Genomic DNA, 13780 nt, shown 5'->3' with positions numbered 1-13780 from the left:
TCCTCTACAGACTTGGTTACCCCTAATACCTCCCCAACGCTGATACAGAACCACTGCAACACCCCCTCTAAATTCTGCAATTCATCGGCGATCGCCTCTCGAAAATTTAAGGCAACCGTGCGATATCCCAGACTCTGTGCATGGTTTAACGTCCCTGACATCAGGGACGTTTTGCCCATTTGCCAAGGGGCCTTAATCCGAATCAGGCATCCCGGTTTTAAAATTTCTTCATAGCACTGCGAGGCGATCGCGGGTTTAATATAATAAGGGTCTTCTGGCGGCAACTCCACATCCGCAATCGTTTCCCAGTCTAACCCCAATCTTGTGCTAATCTCTATAAAATTGAGACGGTCAATGGCTATACGGTTGAAATAATGACTGACAGTTGTTCGATGTAGACCCACTTCAGTAGCCAGGGCTTGTTTGCTAGGAAATGGACTAGAGGCGAATGCAGATTCTACCGTTTGAATATGGTCCGGGTGAACCTTGAGGGAACGTTCTGGCATAACTCCTGATTCGGTAAACCTGCTCCGATTATAGTCCCTTTTCCTCTGCCTGAGACAAACTCCGACAGAACTCCGACATCGGGCAAAAAGTCAGACAATCCTCCCAGTTAAACCGACGTAAACGCAGACAGGGATAGGTTTTTATATGATTATGAACCTTTGGAGGAAATCCGATGACAGACGAAAACCGCTCTCAAACTGTGAAAGTCCAAACCTTAATCCGGGCGATGGAAGACTTGGATACTACGATCTCCCTCAATCCGCAGATGCCGGTATTGTATCCGATGCAAGAAGTGAACACCGTTCCCCAGCAACCCCAGTCCCCGGCTATTGCTTATGGCATTCGCTTAGAAGTGTGGATTGTATTGGTTTTGCATTTCCTAATTTTATGGCGCTTCAAAAATCGCTAATGGGTCAGGCAATTGAGACGCGAGGAGTTGAGGAGGCGATCGCCTCTCAATTGACCCCATTTAATACAGTTCATCACTGGAAGTACAGACTAAATTTCTCATGGTGATAATTCTGTTAACAAATCCATCACTGAACCACGGCGTACCGTTCCCGCTTCATATTCTTGTTGCGATCGCACTACTTCCTGTAACAGTTCGTCCCGCCGCTGTTGCCTGAGTCGCTGTTGGATAATATCCACTAACATCGCTTGGTCATCGATTGGGAGGGCCTCTATAACTTCAAGGGCTTTTTGAAATTTGGATGTCTCTTCTATATTTTTCATCAATGGGTAAACAGGAATAAAATACTATTTTAGTTTAACTTAAAACCCAAGAATTATCAACAACTTAATGAGTAAAACCATCAATTGCAATTTCTAAAAATTTGCGACTCCAAGAACCCAGAAACTAGCAGAATTAGGGGAGTTGAGGAGGCGATCGCCACCCAAAACAATCTCCATTCCACCTCCTCACTTCTCACCCCCCGTCAGTTTCTCCCGCGCCTCCGGATGACTCACTCAATGATCTATAGCAATCCTAAATGATTTATGCCCTCTCCTGCTCCCCTCTCACCCTTTGGGCCGCCGTCGGTTGGGGGTGAGGGCATTCCACAACTGATTTAGGACTGCTATATTAAATTAATCCAAGTAGATGCACACTGTTGTCAGGTGCGTCTGACGCTTCGGTGATGGCTTTGATTGAGCCGCGACTCAGACACACCTGATAGTTTCACGCTCTTGCAGGAGCGAATTAGAGCTAGAATTACACCAGACTCAGGGCGACCAACTCATCCGCCATATCAAAATTGGCGGTGACATTTTGGACATCATCCAAATCATCCAAAGCATCCATCATTTTAAGGAGCGATCGCGCTTGGTCCGGATCCGTTACTTCTACGTTATTAGCAGCAATCCACCGCAATTCTGCATTGAAAATCTCATATCCGCGCTCTTTTAAAGTTTGGTTGAGGCTTTCTAAATTAGTCGTTTCCGTAAACACCTCATATCCCGATGTATCTTCATCGATTTCCGTGGGTTCATAAAACTCCGCACCCCCTTCTACGGATGCCTCCAAGAGTTCATCTTCCTCTATCTCACCTTGAAGGGTCACTACACCTTTGAGTTCAAACATCCAACTCACGCATCCCGTCTCACCTAAGTTGCCGCCATTCTTACTAAAAGCGGCCCTCAAATCCGCCGCAGTCCGATTGCGGTTATCCGTCAGCGCTTCCACAATCACGGCGATACCACCGGGACCATATCCCTCATAACGGATTGCTTCATAGTTGCTGCTGGCATCATCCCAGGTTCCAGCACCTTTGGCGATCGCCCGGTGGATGTTCTCATTGGGAATCCCTGCCGCCTTTGCCTTATCCACTGCGGTGCGTAACTGAAAGTTGCCATCCGGATCTGGAACGCCACTACGCGCCGCAACGATAATCTCTCGCGAGATTTTCGTGAAGGTTTTCCCTTTAACCGCATCCACTCTAGCTTTCTGCCGTTTAATATTCGCCCATTTACTATGTCCAGCCATACCGTTAATTTCTGCTCTATGTACTCTACAGCTTTAGTATAAAATTATAGAGACCTGAAGGGAAAAGTGGGTGTATGGGGAGGGTCGGAAGGGCGATCGCCTGTGGATATTTTGGGCTCAGAGGGGGCTTTGCTGGGTAGGGAAAAGGCGATCGCTTCCCGTGTTTTCAGGCGATCGGCTCTTTCAATCAGCGAGAGTATTTTGTCCTAACGATGTATGAGAGGGGAATAATTGGTGATATAGCGTTTCCCAGAGTTATCAGGTACATTCTTTTGGAGTGCGAGCATCTTGCTCGCTATTGACAATAGCGAGCAAGATGCTCGCACTCCTTTAAATATCTTTACCTCATGAGTCCAAGAACCCCTATATTTATTCTTCTACCCCATTTCGGTTCATGACTTCGCGATACCACCAGGCGCTTTGTTTTGGGATGCGTTTACCGCTATCAAATTCGACGCGGACTAATCCAAATCGCGGGAAAAATCCATGTGCCCATTCAAAGTTATCCATCAAACTCCAGACATAATATCCATGTAAATTGACGCCATCGGCAATGGCATCATGAGCGGCGATAAAGTGCGATCGCAAGTAATTAATGCGTCCCCAATCTTCTACAAATCCCTCGTAATTTGGAGTATCTGGCAACGCACAACCGCCCTCGGTAATATAGAGTTTAGGATTGCCATAGTTATTTTTAAAATCTAACAAGACTGAGGTTAATCCCGGCGGATTGACCCCCCATCCCATCTCAGTTTGACCCCAACCCGGTGCAGAAACTTGGGTAGATTCTAATTTAAATAATCCTCCCCATTGAGCAAAGGAAACATTTAAGGTAAAATAATAGTTAATCCCTACAAAGTCGATGGGGGTAGAGATGAGTTCCAAATCCCCTGTTTCTATTTTGGGTGCATGACAACCAATCCAGTTGAATAAGGGTTCGGGATATTTTCCTTTGAATAGAGGGTCAGCAAATAAGGCGGTACTCGTTTGATACATTCGCTCACAGGCGGCGATGTCAGCTTGGCGATCGCTATTGGGTTGATAGTGATTCACACTCAGAACAATTTAATCTACAATGTAAAATCCGGTTTTCAAAAGTCGTTTTTATGGATGACGCTGCGTAGGGGTCTACTGAGCCCAGTCGAAGTGCGGGCTTTGTCCGTGTAGTCCCACCCTTTAGGGTGTGGATTTTCATAGACATTACCGGGTAAACAAATTTGGAAACAAATATCTAAACCCTAGGACAAACAAGAAAAAACCATAGAGTCTTTTCATGAATTCACTACTGATAAAGGGTTGATTGGCAAATAATGCCCCAAAATAATTGCCAATTATTAAACCCAAGGCAATTACTGCTGCATATTTAAAGTTTAAATTGCCATTTTTATAATAGACCATTGCACCTAATAATCCAATGGGTAAAATTTGAGCGGCAATAGAGGTTCCCGTTGCCAATCTGTGGTCTAATGACAGCGCCAAAACCATTGCGGGGACCATAATCGCACCTCCGCCAATGCCAAACATTCCACCGGCGACTCCGGCAACTAATCCAATCACAAGCAGTTGAATTAACAGGGTAGACATAGCAAGTTATCTCATCAGGTTGGGATTAGATTATCTCGGTTGGGGGACAACCGTCAATAGCCAAAAATGAGTCTGGGGATTTATATGATTCCGCTGACAAACCCTTGGCGCATCATATACAGGGATAAGACAAATAGGATGAGGCGGAAGAGGGTATTGATTAAAGTGGCGCTGAGGTGAGGGAGGAGGCGGGTTCCCAGTTGAACGCCAAGGATGCCACCGCAACCGATACATAAACCCGGAATCCACAAAACATGGCCCTTCCAGGCATATTGAGCTAAACCGGAAGCGGCGATCGCCGTGACTGCTGCTAGGGTTGTCGGGACTGCGGAGGCGATGGATTCTCCCAGTAGCAAGACTTGTAAGGGAACCATGACAATGCCACCGCCAATGCCAAATAATCCAGCGATCGCACCCCCGAGACAACCCATTTTGGCAAACTCCCACCGGGAATGGGTCTGATTTTTGCCAGATATATCCGGGGAATCTGAGTCTAGTAAACTGGCAAAATTTTCCGTATCAATCAAGGTTTTTCGTAATCCCATTAAATAAATAGCGGCTAATAATAAGAGGGAAAAACAGATAGCCAACCAGCTATCAGGAAGATGACGAGCAAACCAAGCTCCTATTTGGACCGCAGGAACCCCAAATAAAGCAATTTGTAACGCATTTTGCCAGTTTAATTGGTTCGTAAAACTATATCGAATCGTGCCAGAAAGCGCGGTCAAAAATACCCCAACTAAACTGGTTGCAGCGGCAGTCACCACGGGAAATCCCCAGAGGTTTAAGACGGGGACAATTAAAATACCACCCCCTAATCCAAACAGTCCAGCCAGCAATCCGGTACAAATTCCCAAGCTGAACAGTATCGCTAAATTCATTCAGGGAACTCCTTAAAACGGTGTTTTATCCTCCCATTATATAGCGAATCTAAATCAGACTGATTTAGAGTTTTGATAGAAGGTTATCCAAATTAATTCAGTCAATTTACTGTGCCAATAAAAATGCCTGGATTCCATGCATTTTTTACCAGACTTTTCAACTTAACCGGATTCCGCGCCTTACTCGGAGTCGCGGTTAGTCAGTTGCTCAACTCGTTCTCGGGTTAACCCCGTGACATTCATGATTTGTTCCACGGACATTCCACTTCGCAGTAAATTCCTGGCAATTTCGGCGATCGCTTCCTGGCGTCCTTCCTGGAAACCAACTTCTCGACCTTCGGCTAAAATGTCCTGATAAATGGGTGACTCACGCATAATGTCCCTCCGGAGAATCCTGTTAATTAACTCTCGATCTAATACTAACCCAGCTAGAACCGAAGAAGCTGCGGCTAAATTGGCCTGTTGTTGTCGGTTCTCGATGCGTTCAATCAATTGAGCAACTTCGTTTAACACCTCCTCGGGATTTTCTGTGCGGGTTAAGGCGGCAAAGGGAAGTAATCCCGGTGCATTTAAAAATAGTTCGGTGGGTTGTTCCCACAGACGGATGACCTCAAACCGATGGGTCATTTGCGGGAGGATAAACTCGGTTTGATAGACCAATGGCGAATTAGTTTTTCTGAGGTAAATCACCACCTGGCGCATATCTTTTTCCCGAAAGCGTCGATACCCGCAGGCGATAGTCGGCCATGGGAAAGGGAATCTCTACCTCGGGGTTGGTTTGGAATTCTATATGCAATACCGAGTCTTCGGACTGGAGGAGAATCAGAGAATCGGCGCGAATCGGTTCTACGGAGAGTTCTTTGGGACTCAGAATCGTTAATTCGATGGGTTTTCCCATGAACAAGGTGGCAAAGTCCCGGCTAAATTCATCAATCAGAAATCGACATAAGATATCGTAGTACATGATTCAAACGAATAGAGGGTGATAGGATTCGGTGCATCAGAAACCCAGAACTATAGCAATCCTAAATGATTTATGACATATATAGCTCCCCTCTCCCGCTTTGGGCCGCCGACGGTTGGGGGTCGCCGACGGATTCCACAACTGATTTAGGACTGCTATAGGCGCTGACGCACCCAACACTTTACATCCGGTCAATCAGTTGGATTCCCAATAATGATAGCCCAAGTTTTAAAGTTTTTGCGGCTAAATCACAGAGCAATAATCGGGAGGTACGCTGAGGTTCTTCGACTTGCAAAACTGGACAGTTTTCATAGAACTGATTGAACTTTTTACTGAGTTGATAAAGGTACTCACAGAGTCGATTCGGCAACAACTCTTTTTCTACTTCTTTGAGAACTTCACTCAAACCCAGAATATGTTTGGCTAAGGCTAATTCGGTTTCTTCTCCCAATTGAATCTGAATATCAGAACTGAGATTGTCGAAATTGATATTGCCTTGGCGACTGATTCCCTGAATCCGCACAAAGGCATAGAGCATATAGGGAGCCGTATTGCCTTGTAGGGAGAGCATTTTATCGTAACTAAAGATATAACTACTGCTACGATTTTGACTGAGGTCGGCATATTTTACAGAGCCAATTCCGACAACTTGCGCCACATTTTTAATGAATTCTTCGCTTTCAGAACGGCCTTCTTCTTGGATAATACTTTCAAGTTGAGCGCGTGCACGCAGGACTGCTTCATCTAATAAATCCCGCAGACGAACGGTGTCGCCTTCGCGGGTTTTGAGTTTCTTTCCACCTTCTCCTAAAACTAATCCAAAGGGGACATGAATCACCTCAATATTGTCCGGAATCCAACCGGCGCGTGTAGCGACTTGGAAGAATTGAGCGAAGTGGGTGGATTGACCGCTATCCGTGACATAGATGATGCGATCGCATTTATCTTCTTCAATCCGATACCGCAATGCCGCTAAATCAGTGGTGGCATAATTATATCCCCCATTAGTCTTCTGAACAATTAACGGTTGGGGTTCCCCTTCTTTGTTGGTAAATCCCTCTAAAAACACGCATTTTGCACCTTGGTCCTCCACTAATAATCCTTGAGTATCTAAATCTTTTACAACTTTAGAAAGCAAAGGATTGTAGAAAGATTCTCCGCGTTCAGTTAGCTGAATATCCAGCAAGTTATAAATTTGTTGGAATTCCTGGCGGGATTGTTCACAGAGGAGTTCCCAGGCACGTTGTGCATCGCGATCGCCTGCTTGCAAATTGACCACTTGCTGCCGAGAAATCTCCCGAAATTCCTCATCGTCATCAAAGCGCTTTTTCGCCTTTTTATAAAAGGCCACTAAATCCCCTAACTCCAACGCATTGGCCGTGATTAAGGCATCCGGAGACACTTCTCGCAAATAGGTAATCAACATTCCAAATTGTGTCCCCCAATCTCCCACATGATTGAGGCGCAAGACATCATGTCCCCAAAACTCTAAAATTCGGGCAATGCTATCACCAATAATCGTAGAACGTAAATGTCCAACGTGCATTTCTTTAGCAATGTTGGGACTAGAGAAATCCACAACTACTTGTTGCGGATGACTCACGGGTTCAATTCCTAACCGTTCATCCCCTTCAATGGCGGCGAGTTGCTGTTCTAAATAGCTCGGTTTTAGGGTAAAATTAATAAACCCGGGTCCGGCAATTTCTGGCGGTTCACAAAATTCGGCTACGTCGATATTGTCTATGATTTTTTGGGCAATATCTCGCGGTTTTTGCTTTAAAGGCTTTGCCAATGACATCGCTAAATTGGCTTGATAATCCCCAAACTTAGGATTAGTCGTTGGTACTAAAACCGGGTCAGTCCCGGCCATTTCTTCCCCAAAGGCAGCGATTAGGGCTTTTTCTACTCGATTTCTTAGCAGTTCGTTGGTTGATTTCATAAGACGCGATAAGATGGCAGATCCACAGGATTGACGCAGTTTTTTGAGCAATCTAGTTCTTTCTCATCCTATCATTTCTGTCCAAAACTGATTGATAATTCTGGCGCAAAATCAGGTAGAGTAAAATGAATGAGGTATAACGACCTCAAGTCTTGATGTCAGACGTTATCATCTCAAATCGTGCAACAGCTACCAGAATCCCAAATGAAAGACCTCGTTTTAATCGGTGGGGGTCACAGTCATGCGATCGCCTTGCGCGAATTTGCCATGAATCCCCTCCCCGGCATTCGCATCACCTTAATTAGCGATGTGCTTCAGACTCCCTATTCGGGAATGTTACCCGGTTATTTGGCGGGGTTTTATACCTTTGAGGAAGCACATATCGATTTGAGACCCTTGGCAAATTTAGCTCAGGCAGAATTCTATTGCGATCGCGCGATCGGTCTCGATTTACAACAAAATCAAGTTTTCTGTGCCAACCATCCCCCCATCCGATTTGATATCCTTTCTATTGATATTGGTAGCACTCCCGCCACTCTCAATGTCCCCGGTGCCGCCACTTATGCCATTCCCGCTAAACCCGTCCCTCAATTATTAGCATCCTGGCATAAATTCCAAGAAAAAGTCTTGCAGTCACCTCAACAATCCCGCAGTTTAGCAACCGTCGGAGGGGGTGCTGGAGGGGTCGAATTAACCTTATCTATTCAAGCTCATCTTAACAAACTCTTAGCGCCTAAATACCGCAAAAATATAGAATATCATCTCTTTCATCGCAGCAGTCACATTCTCTCCAGTCATAGTCGCTATGCCGCTCGCACCTTATCCCAAATCATGGAGAGAAGGGGAATTTACCTGCACCTCAACCAAAGCGTTACCCGATTAGAAAAGCAGCCTTCAGAACGCCTAAAACTAGACTGTGAATCCGGATTAACTATAGAGTGTGACGAAGTATTTTGGGTAACTCAAGCCGCTGCACCGGATTGGATATCGGGTTCCGGCTTATCCACAGATAATCGTGGGTTTATCCAAGTTAATGACCACTTACAATCCATTTCTCATTCTAACATCTTTGCCTCGGGAGATATTGCCACCCTGCTGAACAATCCGCGACCCAAAGCGGGAGTTTTTGCCGTGCGTCAGGGAAAACCTTTGTTTGAAAATCTCTGCCTAATTTTACAGGAAAAACCTTTAATTTCTTACCACCCCCAACAGCAATTTTTAACCTTAATTGGAACCGGGAACGGAAAGGCAGTTGCCTCCCGAGGGAGATTTGGTTTGGGTCCATTGCGGTTAATTTGGACTTGGAAAGATTGGATTGATCGGCGGTTTATGGACCAGTTTAATTCGTGACTCGAAATCCCGGCGATCGCACTCAAAAGTTAACCGTATCTCCACTGGACAACCCAGGACCGATGTTAATCTATCTCTCGGTAGAGGTAACAGCCTTCAACGGTATTCTACGATGCTGAATATAAGTAAATTCCCATTTACCAACTCGCCAAAATCAAGAGGTCATAAGAGATGCAACGAATTTTATCTGCTTTAAAACAAATCCGCTTCGGACTGATTGCGATCGCCTGTGCCTTTACCTTCATCAGCGTTTCCGGTGCCTTTGCCTTCGCTGATCCAAGCCTAGCCGCAACCGGCTTAGATTCGAGATTAGTCAAAGAAGAATATAAACTCGATAACAACCAGCGGGACAATCAGTTAGAAAGTCGCGAAGAATCCTACGAAGAAATGCTAAAAGAAGCCAAAAATATCCACACAGAAGAAAAAGCCTACGAAGAAAATCTCTCAGAATATCGAGAGGAAAACCCTACACCAGGTTTAGCTGAAAAAGCTCAAGGCTTCATAGAAAAGTTAACCGACACTGAATAATTGTCTCAGTAAAAAACCCGCACCCTTAAGGGTGCGGGTGGGGCTTACAACGAGCTAATCTTCCGCAAACACATAGCGATATAACTCCGAGGGGTCCGGTTCCGGACTATTTTCGGCAAACTTTACCGACTCATCCACAATCCCTTGGATTTTATTCTCAATCTCCTTAAGTTCCTCGGGGGTTGCCAAATTCTTCTGAGTGAGATACGCGCTCAATTGCTTAATCGGGTCCCGAGACAGCCAAAATTCCTTTTCTTCCTTGCTGCGGAGTTCATCGGGATCCGCCAGAGAGTGACCCCGGAACCGATAAGTCATCGCCTCAATCAGAGTAGGACCTTCTCCGGCGCGTGCTCGTTCCACTGCTTCGATCGCCGCAGTCCGAACCGCCAAGACATTCATCCCATCCACTTCAACACCGACCATTCCAAATGCCGCAGCCTTCTTATAAATTTCCGGTTCAGAAGTCGCCCGTTCGTGGGCCATCCCGATCGCCCATTTATTATTTTCTACCACATAAAGAATTGGCAACTTCCAGAGTGCCGCCATATTCAAACACTCAAAAAACTGCCCATTATTACAGGCCCCATCCCCAAAGAAACAAGCCGACACACTGTCCGAAGTCGCATCTCCCATCGCTTCCCGACGATACTTGCTTTGAAACGCGGCCCCAGTTGCCACCGGAATGCCTTCCGCCACAAACGCAAAACCGCCCAGCAAGTGATGCTCTCCCGAGAACAAATGCATAGAACCCCCACGGCCCTTGCTGCATCCCGTTGCCTTGCCGAATAACTCCGCCATCACCTGTCTGGCAGGCACCCCCGCACTCAAGGCATGAACGTGATCCCGATAGGTACTGCAAACGTAGTCCCAATCCCGTCTCATCGCCCGGATCACCCCGGTTGAGACCGCCTCCTGTCCATTGTAGAGGTGGACAAAACCAAACATTCGGCCTCGGTAGTACATCTCGGCGCATTTGTCCTCAAAGAAGCGCCCTAAAACCATATCTTCGTACAACATCAAACCGTCTTCTTTCGACAGTTGTACAGTGCTTACGTCAAATGTTGGTAAAGTCCGTTCCTGAATCATCACAGTCTCCTAGTAGCTTGGAACCCGAGGGTCGAGACCTCGGAAGAAAAGCGAATTGCCCGGGTTTAACCCCTTCAAAAAATGAAACCCAGTTTTTTTGGTTAGGAAACCTGGAAAACCAATCCCGTTGCTGGGGGAACCCCGGCGGTTGTCGCCACTTTAAATTGATTTCAATCCCTATAGTTTTATCCCAATCAGGGATTAATCCACCAGCATCGCCACTAGGCCAAACATCATACCATAAAGGTTCGATCGCTTCGCCGGGTCAGGGCAACTGCCCCCGGAAAACCCAACAGAATTGGCCCCCAGTTGACGAAGCTCCCTGGACCTTGTTAAATAATAGAAACAAACACCGGGCAAGCCACGCAAACCCTTCCCACCCGGGCAGAACCCTAGCTCACCCTTGAAGTACGCCGCAATTCTCCAGATAAGATAACTCTGAAACCTTTTATCATAGAAACTAAAGGCTATAATTATCGGACTCTTTTAGTCGTTTATATTTGCTGCTATTGGTTTGTCTGGTTGCTCATCAAGCAGGGGAAGTAGATTGTGCTAGTGCCACTCGATTATTACCGGATTCTCGGCCTGCCAATTCAGGTACCTGGGGTCGAAACCCCTGGCTATGCTGAACAGCTCAAGCAGGCCCATCGCGATCGCAAAGAGCAACTCCCAAGGCGGGAATATTCTGAAATCGCCACAAGTGCTCGCAGACAACTCATTGACGAAGCCTATACCGCCCTGAGCGATCCCGAAGAGCGTCAAAAATATGACGCCAGCTTTCTTGCCAAAGCCTATCAATTAGAGTCAGACCCAGCCGACTCTTCCACGGGAACAGGGGGACTAGAGTCAACCGACTCCTACCTCGACCCCAATACTCCCAGCATCGATGTTCCCTCCGAAGGCTTCATCGGGTCCTTACTGATTCTCCAAGAACTTGGGGAATATGAACTGGTCTTGAAACTCGGACTGCCGATCCTCAGCGGCAGCAACATTAGTTTAAAAAATGGCCGGTTCGGAGACCCCAAACTGGTTGAGGCTGATATAATCCTCACCTTAGCCCTGGCCTGTTTAGAACTGGGGCGGGAACAATGGCAGGGGGGTAAATATGAAAATGCCGCTATCTCCCTAGAAAACGGCCAAGAAATGCTCTTGCGCGAAGGACTCTTTCCCACAGTGCGCGGAGAAATGCAAGGGGACCTCTACAAACTCCGACCCTACCGGATTTTAGAACTATTGGCCCTCCCGGAAAGCCGAGGCAAAGAACGGCAACGGGGATTGCAACTCTTGCAAGATATGTTGCAGGAACGGGGTGGAATTGATGGCACCGGGGACGATCGCTCAGGGTTGTCTGTGGATGATTTTTTACGGTTCATTCAGCAACTCAGAAGCCACCTCACGGCTGCTGAACAACAGGAATTGTTTGAAGCTGAAGCCCGTCGCCCCTCCGCCGTCGCCACCTACCTCGCCGTTTATGCCCTCGTTGCGCGAGGATTTGCCGCCCGCCAACCGGCCCTGATTCGCCGGGCTCAAATGCTGTTGACCCATTTAGGGCGACGTCAGGATGTCCACCTGGAACAATCGGTCTGTTCCCTACTGTTGGGACAAACGGAGGATGCGGCCCAATCCCTGGAACTGACTCAGGAACAGGAAACCCTCACCTTTATTCGGGAAAATTCTCGGAATTCACCGGATTTGCTGCCCGGATTGTGCTTGTACGCTGAACGGTGGCTACAATCGGAGGTCTTCCCCCATTTTCGGGATTTGGCAACAGCACAGGCATCCTTGAAAGATTATTTTGCCGATGAACAGGTGCAGGCATATTTGGAGGCCCTCCCCGAGACAACTGCCGATGAGGTGAATGAATGGATGGTTGTGCCACCGCCACCCAACCCCGTCACCATTGGATTACCGCAACCGTCCCCAAGACGGGACTCGGCATTCATGACCACCTTGCGGTTGGATAGTAATGGGTCTAGCAATGGGACACCGGGCAAACATCCCAGTCTCTCCTCCTCTGCGGTTTCCTTGGCAACCCTTCCCACTGCGATTCGCACCAGTTCTGATGCTGAAACTGCCAGTCCCGGGAGAATTCGCGATCGCACTCGTCCCAGTGAGGAGCGCAGTGGGTCCGGAAATGGAAAACGGGACGATCGCAGCAAATTACCCATCGCCGCCCGAGTCCGAGGATTGGAGCCGATTGAAACCCCGCCATCCCGTCGCAGTGGCGTCGGACGCACTGGCACTAAAGGCAAAAACCCGAAATTAGAACGCTTGATTTTGTTAGGCGTCGGTGGATTACTCGGGTTATTGTTGCTGTGGTTGCTGATTAACTCCCTACGATGGATGGCTGGATTATTTCAAGGAGGGCCATCCTTACGCGGGGAACAGTTGAGCATTCAGCTAGACCAAACGGTGATCCCGATCGCCACCCAACCCACCCCAGAAGAACTCGGAGCAACGGGACCCATCAACGAGGCGATCGCTCAAGGCGTCCTGCAAAAATGGTTCACCATCAAATCCGAAGCCCTCGGCAGCACCCATCAGGTCGAAAAATTACCCGAAATCTTGATGGACCCAGCCCTCTCCTTGTGGCAACGCCGCGCCGAAGCCTCCCGTCGGGACAATTGGTATTGGGAATACGACCACAATATTCAAGACACCGGCGTTGAAATGAGTCCCACAGACCCTAACCGCGCCACCGTAGAGGCCCAGGTCAGTGAAACCGCCCGGTTATTTGAGAATGGACAACTCAGCACCACTCGCGATGACAATTTACGGGTTCAGTATCAGTTCGTTCGCGAAGGTGGTCAATGGCGTATTCGTGATTGGGTAATCCTACCCTAAATTCTAATTCAGTCAGGATTTAAGCCGATGGGGACCCACCCCATCGGTTATTTTTTATTTCTCTCTCTCGTGAATCAGCATCCCACATCTCCTGCTCTATAAGGCTTAAGACCGAT

General features: G+C 47.4%; 15 protein-coding genes. 5 read left to right on the top strand and 10 right to left on the bottom strand.

Annotated features, from left to right (window positions below; all coding sequences use genetic code 11):
- Positions 1-506: AAA-like domain-containing protein (locus tag J0895_RS12770; protein WP_207088470.1), on the bottom strand; the 506-nt coding region annotated here is incomplete at its 3' end.
- A gap of 173 nt (positions 507-679) precedes the next feature.
- Here J0895_RS12770 and J0895_RS12765 point away from each other — a divergent pair.
- On the top strand, positions 680-916 hold the full coding sequence (locus tag J0895_RS12765) for a hypothetical protein (RefSeq protein WP_207088469.1): 237 nt from the start codon (positions 680-682) through the stop codon (positions 914-916).
- A 98-nt stretch (positions 917-1014) separates the two neighbouring features.
- On the opposite strand, the gene J0895_RS12760 is transcribed toward J0895_RS12765, so the two are convergent.
- The 8 genes from J0895_RS12760 to argS all read right to left on the bottom strand — a co-directional run bounded on the left by J0895_RS12760 (position 1015) and on the right by argS (position 7856).
- Positions 1015-1239: a hypothetical protein gene (locus J0895_RS12760; RefSeq protein ID WP_207088468.1), complete on the bottom strand. Its 225-nt coding sequence runs from the start codon at positions 1237-1239 to the stop codon at positions 1015-1017.
- A 478-nt stretch (positions 1240-1717) separates the two neighbouring features.
- The gene (locus J0895_RS12755; protein WP_207088467.1) at positions 1718-2488 is read right to left on the bottom strand and encodes a YebC/PmpR family DNA-binding transcriptional regulator; all 771 of its coding nucleotides are present in this window, start codon (positions 2486-2488) and stop codon (positions 1718-1720) included.
- 369 nt (positions 2489-2857) lie between these two features.
- Complete coding sequence (locus J0895_RS12750) at positions 2858-3541, bottom strand: glycoside hydrolase family 1 protein (protein WP_340643505.1); 684 nt, start codon at positions 3539-3541, stop codon at positions 2858-2860.
- Between the two features lie 147 nt (positions 3542-3688).
- Complete coding sequence (locus J0895_RS12745; RefSeq protein ID WP_207088466.1) at positions 3689-4072, bottom strand: sulfite exporter TauE/SafE family protein; 384 nt, start codon at positions 4070-4072, stop codon at positions 3689-3691.
- Positions 4073-4152: 80 nt separating this feature from the next.
- A complete protein-coding gene (locus tag J0895_RS12740; RefSeq protein WP_207088465.1) occupies positions 4153-4953 on the bottom strand; it encodes a sulfite exporter TauE/SafE family protein in 801 nt (266 codons plus the stop codon).
- A gap of 180 nt (positions 4954-5133) precedes the next feature.
- A complete protein-coding gene (locus J0895_RS12735; protein WP_242541255.1) occupies positions 5134-5655 on the bottom strand; it encodes an Rpn family recombination-promoting nuclease/putative transposase in 522 nt (173 codons plus the stop codon).
- The gene (locus tag J0895_RS25890) at positions 5621-5917 is read right to left on the bottom strand and encodes an RpnC/YadD family protein (RefSeq protein ID WP_242541254.1); all 297 of its coding nucleotides are present in this window, start codon (positions 5915-5917) and stop codon (positions 5621-5623) included. Before J0895_RS25890 ends, J0895_RS12735 begins: the two co-directional genes overlap by 35 nt.
- A 181-nt stretch (positions 5918-6098) precedes the next feature.
- Positions 6099-7856, bottom strand: a complete 1758-nt coding sequence (gene argS / locus J0895_RS12730) for an arginine--tRNA ligase (RefSeq protein WP_207088464.1) — start codon at positions 7854-7856, stop codon at positions 6099-6101.
- Positions 7857-8060: 204 nt separating this feature from the next.
- On the opposite strand from argS, the gene J0895_RS12725 reads away from it, so the two are divergent.
- From J0895_RS12725 to J0895_RS12720, 3 genes are read left to right on the top strand one after another with little or no spacing between them, the layout of a single operon-like run.
- Positions 8061-9206 (top strand): FAD-dependent oxidoreductase, encoded by a 1146-nt coding sequence (locus J0895_RS12725; RefSeq protein ID WP_207088471.1) that lies wholly within the window; start codon positions 8061-8063, stop codon positions 9204-9206.
- Positions 9203-9325 (top strand): hypothetical protein, encoded by a 123-nt coding sequence (locus tag J0895_RS26400; RefSeq protein ID WP_277989834.1) that lies wholly within the window; start codon positions 9203-9205, stop codon positions 9323-9325. Before J0895_RS12725 ends, J0895_RS26400 begins: the two co-directional genes overlap by 4 nt.
- A gap of 52 nt (positions 9326-9377) precedes the next feature.
- Positions 9378-9734 (top strand): hypothetical protein, encoded by a 357-nt coding sequence (locus J0895_RS12720; protein WP_207088463.1) that lies wholly within the window; start codon positions 9378-9380, stop codon positions 9732-9734.
- 54 nt (positions 9735-9788) lie between these two features.
- Here J0895_RS12720 and pdhA read toward each other — a convergent pair whose 3' ends face one another.
- A complete protein-coding gene (gene pdhA, locus J0895_RS12715) occupies positions 9789-10820 on the bottom strand; it encodes a pyruvate dehydrogenase (acetyl-transferring) E1 component subunit alpha (RefSeq protein ID WP_207088462.1) in 1032 nt (343 codons plus the stop codon).
- A gap of 549 nt (positions 10821-11369) precedes the next feature.
- On the opposite strand from pdhA, the gene J0895_RS12710 reads away from it, so the two are divergent.
- Positions 11370-13664, top strand: a complete 2295-nt coding sequence (locus tag J0895_RS12710) for an IMS domain-containing protein (protein ID WP_207088461.1) — start codon at positions 11370-11372, stop codon at positions 13662-13664.
- The last annotated feature ends 116 nt before the right edge of the window (positions 13665-13780 follow it).

Origin of the sequence: Phormidium pseudopriestleyi FRX01, from assembly GCF_017313335.1 — a bacterium.
Classification (GTDB): Bacteria; Cyanobacteriota; Cyanobacteriia; order Cyanobacteriales; family Laspinemataceae; genus Laspinema; species Laspinema pseudopriestleyi.
Note: the sequence above shows the minus strand (reverse complement) of the source record. Positions and strands in the feature narration are given on the sequence as shown.

Excerpts from the sequence above, each read along its gene's own strand:
- J0895_RS12765 (WP_207088469.1), top strand. The coding sequence starts at position 680 with ATGACAGACGAAAACCGCTCTCAAACTGTGAAAGTCCAAACCTTAATC.
- J0895_RS12760 (WP_207088468.1), bottom strand. The coding sequence starts at position 1,239 with ATGAAAAATATAGAAGAGACATCCAAATTTCAAAAAGCCCTTGAAGTT.
- J0895_RS12755 (WP_207088467.1), bottom strand. The coding sequence starts at position 2,488 with ATGGCTGGACATAGTAAATGGGCGAATATTAAACGGCAGAAAGCTAGA.
- J0895_RS12745 (WP_207088466.1), bottom strand. The coding sequence starts at position 4,072 with ATGTCTACCCTGTTAATTCAACTGCTTGTGATTGGATTAGTTGCCGGA.
- J0895_RS12740 (WP_207088465.1), bottom strand. The coding sequence starts at position 4,953 with ATGAATTTAGCGATACTGTTCAGCTTGGGAATTTGTACCGGATTGCTG.
- J0895_RS12735 (WP_242541255.1), bottom strand. The coding sequence starts at position 5,655 with ATGCGCCAGGTGGTGATTTACCTCAGAAAAACTAATTCGCCATTGGTC.
- J0895_RS25890 (WP_242541254.1), bottom strand. The coding sequence starts at position 5,917 with ATGTACTACGATATCTTATGTCGATTTCTGATTGATGAATTTAGCCGG.
- argS (WP_207088464.1), bottom strand. The coding sequence starts at position 7,856 with ATGAAATCAACCAACGAACTGCTAAGAAATCGAGTAGAAAAAGCCCTA.
- J0895_RS12725 (WP_207088471.1), top strand. The coding sequence starts at position 8,061 with ATGAAAGACCTCGTTTTAATCGGTGGGGGTCACAGTCATGCGATCGCC.
- J0895_RS12720 (WP_207088463.1), top strand. The coding sequence starts at position 9,378 with ATGCAACGAATTTTATCTGCTTTAAAACAAATCCGCTTCGGACTGATT.
- pdhA (WP_207088462.1), bottom strand. The coding sequence starts at position 10,820 with ATGATTCAGGAACGGACTTTACCAACATTTGACGTAAGCACTGTACAA.